This is a genomic window from Nocardia sp. NPDC049935 (assembly GCF_055586645.1).
The window spans coordinates 32,862-45,306 of the sequence record NZ_JBVJHV010000010.1 but is presented as its reverse complement, the minus strand read 5'-3'; the positions used below and the strand labels follow the sequence as shown (position 1 = coordinate 45,306).

Genomic DNA, 12,445 nt, shown 5'->3' with positions numbered 1-12,445 from the left:
CGGCTGGTGATGCAGTTTCAAGAACTAAACGTCGGGAAAACCGCGGTGGTTCCCGGTGTCGTGGACTGTGATATCTCGTAGTGATCACAATCATGGCACGCACGTTGTACCAATAGTGATCGACGTACGACCCGAGGCGCAGGGGGTATGGACATAGTCGAGTTACGAACACCCACGGCAATCGTGCGGCACGGCGAAGGGCGGCTCGTCGTCCTGCGCCCCGGTGCCGACGGCGAAACCGAGACCGACGGCGAACCGGTACTGGACGTCGCGGTCACCGACCTGCTCGAAGTCCGGCTGAGCCGGCGGGCCGACGACGCGGTGGTCATCGAGATCTATCTGCGCTACCCGACCCCCGTACTGGTCGGCGTCCCCGCCGACCGGACACCGCTGCCCGTCCTCATCGCCGAACACGACGTCCCGGCCGCCGCCGGCATCGTCTCGCGCATCAACGACCAGATCCTGGCCGCCCAGCGGGTCGACGTGGCCGCACCCGACCTCACCCCGCCGGCTCCGGAACAAACCCCCGACGGGCCGGTCCGCGCGGATGTCGAACGCGCCACCCGGCGGATGTCGGCGGCCGGGCGCGGCGAAGCCGCCCTGGCCGATCTGCACCGCCTGGTCTCGCGGGACGAATACGTCCTCGAAACGGCGTACGTGATCGCGCACCCGCCGGTCGGCGACAACGACCCGTGCCTGCTCACGGTGACCACCGAACGGCTGCTCCTGGTCTCCCTGGGCGCCGACGAGCCCTACGCGCACGAACTGCCGATCCCGATGATCATGCGGGCCCGCGCCACCGAGGAACCCGCCTCGATGATTCGCGGGCACACCCCCGAACGCCGCCCGATCGTCGAAATCCACGACGGCAACACGACCATGTGCTTCAGCGGGCTGGACCGGGCCGATACCGAACGGCTGACCTGCGCGGTCAACTTCGCGGTCCGGCTGGTCGCGGTGGACGGCGCGGCCGGGCAGGCGGACCCGAGCGTCGCCCACCTGTACTCGGAATGGGAGCTACTGGTCGAACGACACTCCCTCGGCATGGTCGACGACACCCAGTTCCAGCGCTACGGCCGAGGCATCCTCCGCTCCCTGCCGGGTATATGAGCTGTAATTTTGGAGCAGCTCCGCTGCTCGAGGTTCGGCCCTCCTGAGCGCCTGCTGTCAGCCCTCGAGACTCGCGGCTTCGCCGCATGCGCTTCGAGGGCTGACAGCAGGCGCGGGCCGAACCGGGCCTCGCTGGGCTCGGTGGGGGTGGGTGCGGGGTGGTTGATGATCTGCCGGCGGGGCGGGGGCCGGGTTCTCGGCGGGGGTTCAGTCAGGGGCCCGGCGGAGGCGATACCGGGGGCCTCGGCTCGGGCGTGTCGCGCGGGCGTTGATTCGGTCAGGTGGGGTTGATCAGGCGGCGGGTTCGGGGTGGGGCCCAGGTGGGGAGTTCGGCGACGATATCGGCCAGTGAGGTCGCGGCCAGGGTATGTCGCCAGGCTTCGTGGGCTTCGGCCATCTTCACGGCGAGCAGGCACGGGGTGCGGCATTCCTCGGCGGGCAGGGCGCCTCGGCCCTGCTGCCGGATTTCCCGGCACTCGTAGGGCGAGGCGCCGCCGTCGGCGGCCTCGACCAACTGCAGGAGGGTGATCTCGGCGGCCGGTCGGGCGAGCCGGAATCCGCCGCGCGGGCCGGTCGTCGCACTCAGCAGACCGGCCCGGACCAGGCCCTGCAGCTGTTTGGCCAGGTACGGAGCGGGCAGATCGAAGTACTGGGCGAGCTGTGCCGCCGATACGGTATCGCCCGGCTCCAGCTGCGCCAGAGATGTGGCGCAATGCAGTAACCATTCCGTACTCACCGGCAATTTCACGGTAACGAGTGTATCCAAGATATTGCGGATCTTTTTAGTCCGAGATAGGTTCGGGTCCTGCCGAGACGAAGGAGCGGGCCATGGGTATGCGAATCGCAGTCGCCGGTGCGACCGGGAACATAGGCGGCCGGACGGCCGCCGCGCTGGCGGAGGCCGGGCACGATGTCGTGCGAATCAGCAGGTCACTCGGGGTCGACCTCACCACCGGGGCCGGTCTCGATACCGCCCTCGCCGGAGTGGACGCCGTCATCGACACCACGAACTTCGGCGGGACCGACCGCGCGGAAGCGGTCGCCCATTTCGGCACCACGACCGGCAACCTGCTCGCGGCCGAACAGCGGGCCGGCGTCGCCCATCACGTGCTGCTGTCCATCGTGGGTATCCACGAGATCGACGGAAACGCGCATTACGCGGGCAAACGCGAACAGGAACGATTGGTCGCCGCCGGCCCGGTGCCGTGGACCATCGTCCCCGCCACCCAGTTCCACGATTTCGCCGCCATGGTGGCCGGCTGGACCGAACAAGACGGCGCCGCCACCATCGCCCCACTCCTGGTTCAGCCCATAGCCCCCGCGGATATCGCCGCGGTACTCGCCGAAATCGCCACCGGCACCCCCCAGGGCCGCTACCGCGATGTCGCCGGACCCGAACCCCAGGACCTGGTCGATATGGCCCGCCGCACCAACGACGCCCTCGGCCATCCCCTCCGCCTCATCCCCACCTGGTCGGGAATCTTCGGCCCCGAAATGGCCGGAAACGCCCTGCTCCCGAGCCCCGACGCCAGAATCACCCCCACCACCTTCGACACCTGGCTGGCCGAGATCACCATCCCCTGACAAGCAAACCCCCCGAAGAAACCCCACCTCCGACCAACGACCCGCCACACCCCTCGCCCCCGAGCCAGTAAGACCCCCGAGCCCACCCACCCAGTAAAACGGTTCGGCCCGCGCCTGCTGTCAGCCCTCGAAGCGCATGCGGCGAAGCCGCGAGTCTCGAGGGCTGACAGCAGGCGCTCAGGAGGGCCGAACCTCGAGCGGCGGAGCCGCTCCAAAATTACAAAGCGGCGGAGCCGCTCGAAAATTACAACTCGATCCGCCGCCAAGGGCTGGTCGGGCGGAGCCAGAGGCGGAGGAGTTCGAGGCGGCGGTCCACGCCGCCGTCCTTGAGTTCGGCGAGGTCCTCGCAGGCCTGCCAGTAGGTCCATCCGGTGAGGTAGGCGTCGCCGAACTGACGCCAGTTCCGGTATTTACGCTTCGCCAGCGGGAGCGCGCGGCCCAGGTAATCCCAGGCGACCTCGTCCTCGATGTATCCGGCCGTGTAGGCCATCCGGGCCACCGCGACCACCCGGGCCAGGTCCCAGGCGTGGATATCGGCGGGCAGGGGCCGGGACAGATGGTCGGTGAACCCGATCTTGATGGCCTGCGACCAGATGTCGTAGTCGCGGACCAGGGCCTCGGAGTTGTCGATACCGCGGAAGGACGCGACCTGGCGGAGGAAGGCGCGGTGCCGGTCGGCGCGTTCGCCGAAACGGTCGCGTTCGCTGGCGTTGAGCGAGGCCGTCACCAGCGGGTGGACCAGTGCGTACAGCGGGGCGTGCATACCTTCGAGGAGCTGTTCCATGGAGGCGCGGGCCTCGGTGCCGTCGGTGATTCCCCATGCCCCGGTGAGCGTGTCGATGGCGAGCTCGCGCCGGTCGCCGAGGGGGTGGTCGCGTTCCGGGCCGAGCAGCAGGGCGTCGTGGAAGGCGTCCCAGCGCGCCGAATAGAAGGCACCCAGCGACAGCGCCCGCAGGCGGTCGTCGTCGATCTGCGCGCCGGACCAGTGGTCTTCCTCGCGCTTGTCGAGCTCCGGATAGGGGAAGGGGGTCGGCGTGGGCAATCCGGCAGCAGCCATACCGTGAGTGTAGGACCCGGGTTCGCCGGGGGTCCGGTCAATGCGTTTTCACATTTGTTCCTTGGCCTGTCACGGCACCCATTCCGGCGGTAATGTGCATTCATGTGTAGAAACATCACCGTCTTGCGAGGTCTGGAACCCGCCGCTACCGAGCAGGAGATCTATGCCGCCGCACTGCAGTATGTGCGCAAGGTCGGTGGCCTGTCGGGTCTGAGTTCGGCCACCAAACCCGCCGTGGACAAGGCCGTCGCGGCCGTCGCCGAGGCAACCACGATCCTGCTGGACGAGTTACCGGACCGCCGCGTCCCTCCGCCCACCGAACCGCCGCTGCGCCGGCTGGCCCGGGAAGGCAACTGACCCCCGAGGACCGAGTCTCCTCTACCAGCGGCACCGCGACCGGGACGCGGTGTCCAGGATCGGCGGCCGGGCATCTCTGAGATGCTGAGGTAATTACCGGTGAATTGTGTCACGATCGGTGCGGTGCGCTGATCCCTTGTGATCGGCCACGAGCGGTTCCGAGCACGACGCAGTGGGAGAACAGCAGTGACCAATACCGAATCGGCGCGATCCGATACCGAGCCGGACACCGACGGCCCGCCGGCCGACGCGGCTATCCGAGTCCTCAATCCCGCCACCGGAGAAGTCGTGGGCACCGTGCCCGACACTTCGGCCGAGCAGGTGGCCGAGCGGATCGGCGAATTGCGCAAGCATCAGCGCGCCTGGGAGGACCTCGGCGCCGACGGCCGTAAAGAGTGGTTGCTGAAGCTGCAGGACTGGATCATCGACAACACCGAGGATCTGGCCGACGTACTGCAGTCCGAAACCGGTAAACCACGGGTCGACGCGCTCATCGACCCGATCTTCGGTAGCGATCTGATCGGCTACTACGCACGGCGGGCCGGTAAGTTCCTGGCCGACGAACACCCCTCACCGCACAGCCCCCTTGCCCGGGTGAAACGCCTGACCACCGTGTTCAAGCCGTATCCGGTGGTCGGGGTGATCACGCCGTGGAATTTCCCGCTGGCGATGCCGCTGCTCGATGTGATCCCGGCGCTGGCCGCCGGTGCCGCAGTGATCTTGAAACCGTCCGAGGTGACCCCGCTGTCGGCGCTCGAACTGGCGCGCGGCTGGGCCGAGATCGGCGCTCCCCCGGTGCTCTCCGTCGTCACCGGGGCCGGCGCGACGGGCGCGGCCGTCGTCGACGATGCCGATTACATCCAGTTCACCGGCTCCACCGCGACCGGCCGCCGGATCGCGGCGGCATGCGCGGCCCGGATGATTCCCTACAGCCTGGAACTGGGCGGTAAGGATCCGGCCATCGTGCTCGCCGACGCCGACCTCGATCGCGCGGCGCACGGAATCGCGTTCGGCGGCATGTTCAATTCCGGACAGGTCTGCATCTCGGTGGAGCGGGTGTACGTCGAGGCGCCCGTCTACGACGAATTCGTCGCGAAACTCACCGCGAACGTCAAGGCGTTGCGCCAGGGCCGCGACGATCGCACGCCGCGGCACGATGTGGGCGCCATGGCCAACGAGAACCAGGCGTCCATCGTCGCGCGGCATGTGGAGGAGGCGGTCGCGGCGGGCGCGAAGGTACTGACCGGTGGAAAGCGGACCGGCGAGGGGACGTTCTTCGAACCGACCGTGCTGGTCGATGTCGACCACACCATGTCCTGTATCACCGAGGAGACCTTCGGGCCGACGCTGCCGGTGATGAAGGTCGCCGACGAGGCGGAGGCGATCCGGCTGGCCAACGATTCGGTCTACGGGTTGTCGGCGTCGGTGTGGACCGGCGACAAGGCCCGCGGGGAGCGGATCGCGCGCGCACTGAACGCCGGCGCGGTGAATATCAACGATATCTTCGCCAACCTCTTCAACTTCGCCTTGCCGATGGGCGGCTGGGGCGACTCCGGGGTCGGAGCCCGCTGGGGCGGGCCGAACGGAGTCCGGAAGTACTGCCGGGCCAAGGCGATCACCACGCCGATGCTGCCCACCCAGGAACGCGAACTCACCTGGATGCCCTACGACCTGAACAAGATCCTGATCGGACTCGGCGCCATGCGCGCGGCCGGTGCGCGCGGTATGCGCCGGATCGATATCCCCGCCCTGCTCCGACTCAAGGGAGAGAACCGGTGAGCAAGAACGTATCCCTGCGCGGCAAGATCGTCGTGATCACGGGCGGTGCCCGTGGAATCGGCCTGGCGACCGCGCTCGCGCTGGCGAAACTCGGCGCCCGGATCGCGATCGGCGATATCGACGAGAAAACGGTCAAGGAATCCGGCACCGATCACGATTTCGACCACTACGGCCGCCTCGACGTGACCGACGCCCAATCGTTCGCCACCTTCCTCGACGATGTGGAACGTGAGCTCGGGCCGATCGACGTGCTGATCAACAATGCCGGCATCATGCCCACGGGCCGGCTCGTCGACGAGACCGACCAGATCACCCGCCGGATCCTCGATATCAACGTCTACGGCGTGGTTCTCGGTTCGAAGCTGGCGCTGGCCCGGATGCTGCCCCGGGCGAGCGGGCACATCATCAATATCGCGTCACTGGCCGGAGAGACCCATATCCCGGGGCTGGCGACCTACAACGCGTCCAAGCACGCGGTACTCGGTTTCACCGATACGCTGCGCGAGGAGTACCGGGGTTCCGGTGTCGCGGTCTCGTCGGTACTGCCGACGCTGACCAATACCGAGCTGGGGTCGGGCGTGGCCGCCCCGAAGGGACTGCCGGCCGCCGAACCGGAGGATATCGCCGCCGCGGTCGTGCGGCTGATCGCCAAACCGAAGGCGAAGGCCCGGGTGACCCGGGCGGCCGGGGCCATGTCGGTATTCGTGAATCTGCTGCCGCAGCGGGTGGGCGACGCGATCGGCCGTTCGATGGGGTCGGCACAGACCTTCCTCGACGATGTCGACGCCGAACAGCGCAAGGCCTACGAGGACCGGGTCCGGCACAGCTGAGCCCGTGACGGCGCGCGTCACGGCCCCTCGACGGGTCATGGCGCGCGCCATTTCGCGGGATGACACCCACTCCGAAACCCTATTGTGATCAATGTCACTTGACGTGCATAGTCGGTGAGAGAAACCCGCCGGGCGTGCTTCACCGGCCGCGACCCGCACCCGGCTCACATCTCATCACCCGAGGTGAAAGCACATCTGTCCCGGACGGCTCTACCACAGCAAACGCCGCGGATTTTACGTCGTATCGGCCGCCCGCGCCGCGGCGATCACGAGGTCGGGAACTCATGCTGCGCATCACCGCACAACCCAATAAGCTGTCACTAACAAACCTGCCGACTGTTTCGGGCCCTGTATGCGGACCATCCGAACAAATTAGGGCTGGAAATTCAGGAACTATTCTGATAGCAAGGTGCTATGGACCCGCATTTGCGCGATCTGCGGTATTTCGTCGCCGTCGCCGAGGAACTGCACTTCACCAACGCCGCCCAGCGGCTGCACATCGCTCAACCGACCCTGTCGCGTCAGATCCGGCAGCTGGAACGTCAGCTCGATGTGGTCCTGTTCGATCGCAACCAGCGCAGTGTCGCGCTCACGGTTGCGGGTAAGGAATTGCTCAACGGCGCCCGCAAGATCCTGGAACTCTGGGAGGTCACCAACTCCTCCCTCCAGGAGGCGGGCGAGGTGCTGCGCGTCGGCCTGCAGTCGACGCTGGGCCGCGGCCTGCTGCACGACCTGGAGAGCGCCAGCGGGCATCGGCTCGCTCTGCACCCGGCCGCCTGGACCGATCCGTCCAGCGGGCTCGCCGGGCGGCAGGCCGATCTGGCGCTCGTCTGGCTACCCCTACCCGATCCGAACCGGTACCGCTGGCAGGTGCTGCGCACCGAACGCCGCTGGGTGCTCCTACCGGAGAACCATCCCCGCGCCCATCAGGAAATGATCGATTTCGCGGATCTGATGGACGAGCCCTTCATCGCTCTGCCCGCCGAAGCCGGCGCGGTCCGCGATTTCTGGCTCGGCAACGACGCCCGCAGCGGGCGTCCGGCCACGATCGGCGCCGAAGCCGCGACACCGGAGGACCGGCTGGAGGCCGTGGGCCTCGGGCTGGGTCTGTGCCTGCTGGCGGAGAACAATGTGCCGATGTACCGGTGGCCCGGGCTGACCGCGCGGCCGCTCACCGGTATGCCGCCCTGTGAGCTGGCGGTCGCCTGGCGTGCCGACGACGCCCGCCCGACCATCCTCGAGTTCGGCCAGCGGGCCGTCGCGGGTGGGTTCGCGGCGCCGCCCGCCATCCCCGCCTGACCGCACCACGACCGGTAACGGTGGACGGGCGTCCCGCGCCCGTCCACCGCCGGTTTCAGGACTCTTCGCCGCCGTACACCCGCGGGTGCAGGGTGCCGATATAGGGCAGATCCCGGTAGCGCTCGGCGTAGTCGAGGCCGTAGCCGACCACGAATTCGTTCGGGATGTCGAAGCCCACGTTCGCGACCTCCACCTGGGTACGCAAGGCGTCCGGTTTGCGCAGCAGGGTCACCACCTCCAGCGAGGCCGGGTTGCGCGACGAGAGGTTGCGCATCAGCCACGACAGGGTCAGGCCGGAGTCGATGATGTCCTCGACGATCAGCACATTGCGGCCCGCGATGTCCTTGTCCAGATCCTTCATGATGCGCACCACCCCGGACGACGAGGTGGACGAGCCGTAGGAGGAGACGGCCATGAATTCCATCTGGGTGGGTACCGGCAACGCCTTGGCCAGGTCCGTCATGAAGAAGATGGCGCCCTTGAGCACCCCCACCAGCAGCAGATCACCTTCCGGCGCGTCGGCCGGGTACCGTTTGGCGAGCAGTTCGGCCAGTTCGCTGACCTTGGCCGCGATCTCTTCCTCGGTGATCAGGACCGAAGCGATATCGTCCCCGTACACGTCAACTGGTTTCCCTTCGGTTTCGGCTCACCCGGTCGGCGCGGGCAAGTGTCAGCCTGCCATGCTCGCGAACGACGACCAATCGGGTCCCCCGTTCTCCGCCTCCGACCGCCACCCCGCCCTGTCCGCGCCAGGCCACGACCAGATCATCGACAGCGCGCAGATGCGCGCCGGTAACGGCCGGTACCCGCTGGGCCAGCAGCCAGGCGCGGATCGCGCGACGCCGGATCGCGGGGGCGGCCGCGCCCAGAACGGCACAGTCCGGACCCGTTGCGGCACAGTTCGTTCCCGTCGCGTCCGGCCCGGCGCGGTCCAGCAACTCGGCGGCGAGTTCGTCCAGAACGGCATTGTCCTCACGCAACTGCCCGGCGGTACGGGCCAGGGACGCGGCCACACCACCGCCGAGCACCTCCTCCAGCAGCGGTAGCACCTCGGTGCGCAGCCGGACCCTGGTGAATTCCGGAGAGCGGTTGTGCGGGTCCTCGTACGGAGCCAGCCCGAGGTCGGCGCAGAACTCGCGGGTGGTGTCGCGCCGGACTCCCAGCAGCGGCCGGCCCCAGGGCGGGTCGTAGGGCGCCATTCCCTGGATCGACCGCGCCCCCGATCCGCGGCCCAGACCCAGCAGCACCGTTTCGGCCTGATCGTCGAGGGTGTGGCCGAGCAGCACCGGCAGCTCACCACGGGCGCCGTTCAAGGCCGTATAGCGCGCCGTCCGCGCGGCCGCCTCCATTCCGCCGGGCCCCTCGACCCGCACCCGCAGTACCCGCACCGACCGGCAGCCGAGGGCGCGCGCGGTCTCGGCCGCCGTGGCCGCCACCCGATCCGAGCCCTCCTGCAACCCGTGATCCACGACCAGGGCGTGCACCTCCGGGCATTCGGCGCGGGCGGCGGCGGTGAGCGCCAGCGAATCGGCGCCACCGGAGAGCGCGACGGCCACCGGCTCCCCGTCCGGCCGGTAACCCCCGGTCCACTGCCGGACGGCGTGACGCAGGGCGAGCACCGCGGCGGTCTCCGGTAGCCGGATCGGCGCCTGCTCCACGGGCCGCACGTCAGCCCAGGACGCGGGAGATCCAGCGCTGCGGTTCCTCGATCTCCTCGGACCGCGGGAGGGTGTCCGCGTCCGTCCAGATCGCGTTGAACTGCCGCATACCGACGGTTCCGACCACCTCGTCCACGAACGCCTTGCCGCGCACGTACTGCGCCACCTTCGCGTCGATACCGAGCAGGGCGCGCAGCAGGCGCTGAACCGGATTCGCGGGCCGGGTGCGGCGCCGATCGAAGGCGGCCCGGATCTGTTCGACCGTGGGCACCACGCTCGGGCCGACCGCGTCCATCACATGATCGGCGTGCCCCTCCAGCAGCGTGCCGAGCAGCAGCAGCCGGTCCAGCGCGGCCCGCTGGGCGGGTGGCTGCGTGGCCCGCAGCAGCCCCACCACACCCCGGCTGTTGGGGTCGTCGGAAGCGGTCCCGCTGCGCCGCTGCTTCAACTCGGTGAGCAGCCGGGCCAGCATCTCGGTGGTCGCCTCGTCGCCGATCTCGCCCAGCAGTTCGACGTTCTCCCGCATGTACCCGGCGAGCCACGGCGACGCCGAGAACTGCACCCGGTGGCACACCTCGTGCAGGCAGACCCAGAACCGGAAATCCGACGGCGAGACCCGCAGCGCCCGCTCCACGCCGACGATATTGGGCGCCACCAGCAGTAGCGTGCCGTCGGGGCCGGTGAACGGGTCGTACTGACCGAGGATGGCGGTGGACAGGAACGCCAGCATCGCACCCACCTGCACACCGGCGGGTTTCCCGGTCAACGGGCCGTGCTGATCGCGCGGACCGCTACCGGTGAGCTGTCCCATGGAATCGGCGGCCGCGGCGATCCAGCCGGGCCGGTCCACGATCCGGGCCGCCGGGACCGGCTGGTCGTCGAGCAGACCGGTGACCGCACGCACCGGTCCTTCCGCCCGCACCGAGGCCTCGGCCAGTTCGGCGACGGCCTGCTCGGCGGCGAACCGGGACGTCCGCGGCCCGGAGGGCACCAGCAGCGCACCGGTCCGGGCGGCCCAGCGCCAATCCACCGCGCCCGAGAACGTCTGCCGCTCGCCGTCCGATCCGCCGGGGCCGCCGTCCTCCACCACCGGGGTGCCGGGGCCGCCCGGACCTTGTCCAATCGTCATGCGCCCTCCAGCCGTCAGGAACATCCACAGTCGCGCAGCGTGGTCGCCACGGCATCCAGAGCGGGTCGGCTGACCTCGGGCGAACGATCGCTCGACATCAGCGTGAAGGTCAGAACCCGGCCGTCGCGATCCAGTACGTAACCAGCCAACGTACTGGCCACCGACAGAGTTCCGGTCTTGGCCCGCACCCAGCCGGCGCCACCCTGGTTCTGCGTGACGTAGCGGCTGCTCAGCGAACCGGTGCCACCGGCGACCGGCAGATAGTCCAGCAGCGGCACGAGCCGGCCGGACAAGGTAGGCGCCGCGGCCTCGGCGGTTTCCGGCCGTCCGCCGGCGCCCACCCCGGAACCCAGCGGCGGGGCCAGCGGCGGCAACTGGGTGGTGGTGGCCTCGGCGTCCCCGCCCGGCCCGGCCGCGGTGGCCAGGATCTTGTCGAGCACCCGGGCCGGGATCCGGTCGTCGACCGAGAGCCCGCTCGCGTCGAACATGCTCACCCCGGTCATATCGAAACCGTTCTCGGCGAGTACCGCCGCGATCGCCGCCGCGGCGCCCTCGAACGACATCGGGCGGCCCGTGGCGTGCGCGACCTCCCGCCCCACCGTTTCGGCCAGCACGTTGTCCGAGTACACCATCATGTCCCGCAACCGGTCGCGCAGCGGCGCCGACGACACCTCCGCGATCCGCTTGGTGCCCTGCGGGGCGGCACCGAGATGGACCTTCGCGGGATCGAGGCCGAGTTCGGTGGCCAGTCGCCGGCCCACATCCAGCGCGGGTGTGGCCGAGCGCGGCGAGTATTCGGCGGGCGGATCGAGCCGGCCGCCGTCGAGCATCACCGGTTCGATCGGCGCGATGGAACCACCCGGGATATCGACCGGATCCCAGCCGCGCGCCATCGTCGGGCCCGCATAGGCGGAAACGTCCACCACGATCGTGTCGGCCGGGGTATCGGCGTCACGGATGCGGCGCGCCAGATCGGCGATACTGGCGGCGCCCGGGTAGTACCCCTCCCCGCCCGGCTGTGCCGTGAGCGTCGGATCACCCCCGGCCACCAGCACCATCTCGTTCGGAGCCGAGCCCGCCACCACGCGCGTCTGCACCCGCTGATCGGCGGGCAGGGTCAGCAGCGCCGCCGCGGTGGTCATGATCTTCGCGGTCGAGGAAGGGATCCGCGGTTCATCGGCCCGGGCGTTCCACAGCACCGCGCCGCTCGCCGGATCGGTCACCGACCCGGCGAAACCGCCCAGGTCCGGGCTCGCTGTCACCGGCCCCAGCGCGGTCGTCAACCCCGCCGGACTCGGCGCCGACCCCGCCTCCGGCGCCGCCCGGACCTCCGGATCCACCCGCACCGGCGCCGGCGGCGCGGCGACGGTGAGCCCGCCGTGCCGGAACTCCGGGGTCCACGGCTGCAACACCGCGGCCAATACCGCCGCCGCGCCGGCCAACGCCACCACCACGGTGATCAACCATGCGCGCAATCCCCGGCGCCGCCGTCCGGCCGGACCATCCCAACCGCTGCCACCCTGCAAACCCACGTCGCCCGTCGTCTCCTCGTGCCCTACTGTCCACACCGGGCCCCGCTGAACCGATGTGCCCCCGACAACCCTATCGGTGTTCGGCTACCGTTCTCGGCGAACAACCGGGT

General features: G+C 69.3%; 12 protein-coding genes. 6 read left to right on the top strand and 6 right to left on the bottom strand.

Going from position 1 to position 12,445, the window contains the following annotated elements; all coding sequences use genetic code 11:
* The first annotated feature begins 147 nt into the window (after positions 1-147).
* The gene (locus ACZ6SF_RS29945; protein WP_466066630.1) at positions 148-1,110 is read left to right on the top strand and encodes a hypothetical protein; all 963 of its coding nucleotides are present in this window, start codon (positions 148-150) and stop codon (positions 1,108-1,110) included.
* 277 nt (positions 1,111-1,387) lie between these two features.
* Here ACZ6SF_RS29945 and ACZ6SF_RS29940 read toward each other — a convergent pair whose 3' ends face one another.
* On the bottom strand, positions 1,388-1,858 hold the full coding sequence (locus ACZ6SF_RS29940) for an RrF2 family transcriptional regulator (RefSeq protein WP_466066629.1): 471 nt from the start codon (positions 1,856-1,858) through the stop codon (positions 1,388-1,390).
* An 80-nt stretch (positions 1,859-1,938) separates the two neighbouring features.
* On the opposite strand from ACZ6SF_RS29940, the gene ACZ6SF_RS29935 reads away from it, so the two are divergent.
* Entirely contained in the window at positions 1,939-2,694 is a 756-nt protein-coding gene (locus tag ACZ6SF_RS29935) for an SDR family oxidoreductase (RefSeq protein WP_466066627.1), read from the top strand.
* 244 nt (positions 2,695-2,938) lie between these two features.
* Here the strand turns inward: ACZ6SF_RS29935 and ACZ6SF_RS29930 are convergent, their stop codons facing one another.
* The gene (locus ACZ6SF_RS29930; protein WP_466066626.1) at positions 2,939-3,751 is read right to left on the bottom strand and encodes a DUF1266 domain-containing protein; all 813 of its coding nucleotides are present in this window, start codon (positions 3,749-3,751) and stop codon (positions 2,939-2,941) included.
* Positions 3,752-3,853: 102 nt separating this feature from the next.
* Between ACZ6SF_RS29930 and ACZ6SF_RS29925 the strand changes: the two genes are divergently transcribed.
* The 4 genes from ACZ6SF_RS29925 (at position 3,854) to ACZ6SF_RS29910 (ending at position 8,016) form a co-directional block, all read left to right on the top strand.
* Positions 3,854-4,108 carry a DUF2277 domain-containing protein gene (locus tag ACZ6SF_RS29925; RefSeq protein ID WP_466066625.1) on the top strand — a complete coding sequence of 85 codons (255 nt, stop codon included), beginning with the start codon at positions 3,854-3,856 and terminating at the stop codon, positions 4,106-4,108.
* Positions 4,109-4,294: 186 nt separating this feature from the next.
* Positions 4,295-5,887 (top strand): aldehyde dehydrogenase family protein, encoded by a 1,593-nt coding sequence (locus ACZ6SF_RS29920; RefSeq protein ID WP_466066623.1) that lies wholly within the window; start codon positions 4,295-4,297, stop codon positions 5,885-5,887.
* Entirely contained in the window at positions 5,884-6,717 is an 834-nt protein-coding gene (locus ACZ6SF_RS29915) for an SDR family oxidoreductase (RefSeq protein WP_466066622.1), read from the top strand. Before ACZ6SF_RS29920 ends, ACZ6SF_RS29915 begins: the two co-directional genes overlap by 4 nt.
* A gap of 414 nt (positions 6,718-7,131) precedes the next feature.
* Positions 7,132-8,016: a LysR family transcriptional regulator gene (locus tag ACZ6SF_RS29910; protein WP_466066620.1), complete on the top strand. Its 885-nt coding sequence runs from the start codon at positions 7,132-7,134 to the stop codon at positions 8,014-8,016.
* A 55-nt stretch (positions 8,017-8,071) separates the two neighbouring features.
* Here the strand turns inward: ACZ6SF_RS29910 and hpt are convergent, their stop codons facing one another.
* The 4 genes from hpt to ACZ6SF_RS29890 are packed head-to-tail and all read right to left on the bottom strand — an operon-like array spanning position 8,072 to position 12,335.
* Positions 8,072-8,635 carry a hypoxanthine phosphoribosyltransferase gene (gene hpt, locus ACZ6SF_RS29905; protein WP_466066618.1) on the bottom strand — a complete coding sequence of 188 codons (564 nt, stop codon included), beginning with the start codon at positions 8,633-8,635 and terminating at the stop codon, positions 8,072-8,074.
* A gap of 1 nt (position 8,636) precedes the next feature.
* Positions 8,637-9,659: a tRNA lysidine(34) synthetase TilS gene (gene tilS, locus ACZ6SF_RS29900; RefSeq protein ID WP_466066923.1), complete on the bottom strand. Its 1,023-nt coding sequence runs from the start codon at positions 9,657-9,659 to the stop codon at positions 8,637-8,639.
* Between the two features lie 25 nt (positions 9,660-9,684).
* Positions 9,685-10,803, bottom strand: coding sequence for a zinc-dependent metalloprotease (locus tag ACZ6SF_RS29895; protein WP_466066616.1), 1,119 nt, complete (start codon positions 10,801-10,803; stop codon positions 9,685-9,687).
* 14 nt (positions 10,804-10,817) lie between these two features.
* Entirely contained in the window at positions 10,818-12,335 is a 1,518-nt protein-coding gene (locus ACZ6SF_RS29890) for a D-alanyl-D-alanine carboxypeptidase/D-alanyl-D-alanine-endopeptidase (RefSeq protein WP_466066614.1), read from the bottom strand.
* Positions 12,336-12,445: the final 110 nt, after the last annotated feature.

Coding starts and splice junctions, on each gene's coding strand:
- ACZ6SF_RS29895 (WP_466066616.1), bottom strand. CDS start 10,803: ATGACGATTGGACAAGGTCCGGGCGGCCCCGGCACCCCGGTGGTGGAG.
- ACZ6SF_RS29935 (WP_466066627.1), top strand. CDS start 1,939: ATGGGTATGCGAATCGCAGTCGCCGGTGCGACCGGGAACATAGGCGGC.
- ACZ6SF_RS29925 (WP_466066625.1), top strand. CDS start 3,854: ATGTGTAGAAACATCACCGTCTTGCGAGGTCTGGAACCCGCCGCTACC.
- ACZ6SF_RS29930 (WP_466066626.1), bottom strand. CDS start 3,751: ATGGCTGCTGCCGGATTGCCCACGCCGACCCCCTTCCCCTATCCGGAG.
- ACZ6SF_RS29945 (WP_466066630.1), top strand. CDS start 148: ATGGACATAGTCGAGTTACGAACACCCACGGCAATCGTGCGGCACGGC.
- ACZ6SF_RS29910 (WP_466066620.1), top strand. CDS start 7,132: ATGGACCCGCATTTGCGCGATCTGCGGTATTTCGTCGCCGTCGCCGAG.